The sequence below is a fragment of the Salinimicrobium oceani genome, assembly GCF_012037645.1.
On sequence record NZ_JAAVJR010001374.1, the window covers coordinates 1 to 319 of the forward strand.

Annotated in this window: 1 protein-coding gene; it reads left to right on the forward strand. The window is 33.5% G+C overall.

Annotated elements, in window-relative coordinates; all coding sequences use genetic code 11:
- Window positions 1-53 precede the first annotated feature (53 nt).
- A partial coding sequence (locus tag HC175_RS22265) for a transposase (RefSeq protein WP_369074371.1) occupies window positions 54-319 on the forward strand: 266 nt, incomplete at its 3' end.

Below are 319 nucleotides of genomic sequence, written 5' to 3' on the forward strand. Positions count from 1 at the left end.
TTAACCTGATCGAAAGACATCTTATTTTTACCTGCGACATCATTGCCTATTGCATGTTGAAAAACCATTTCCATCTTGTAATCAGAACGAAAGAAAATCAAGAGGAAAAAAGAATTTCAAAGGCTTTTTCAAACTTTTTCAATGCCTATTCCAAAGCAATAAACAAAGCCTATACTCGAACTGGAAGTCTATTTCAAGAATGTTTTAAGAGAATTCTAATATCAGATGAAAGCTACCTCATCAACTTAATCCTCTACGTTCATCTTAATCCTGAACATCATTCTATGGTAGGTGATTTCCGGGATTACGAATATTCTTC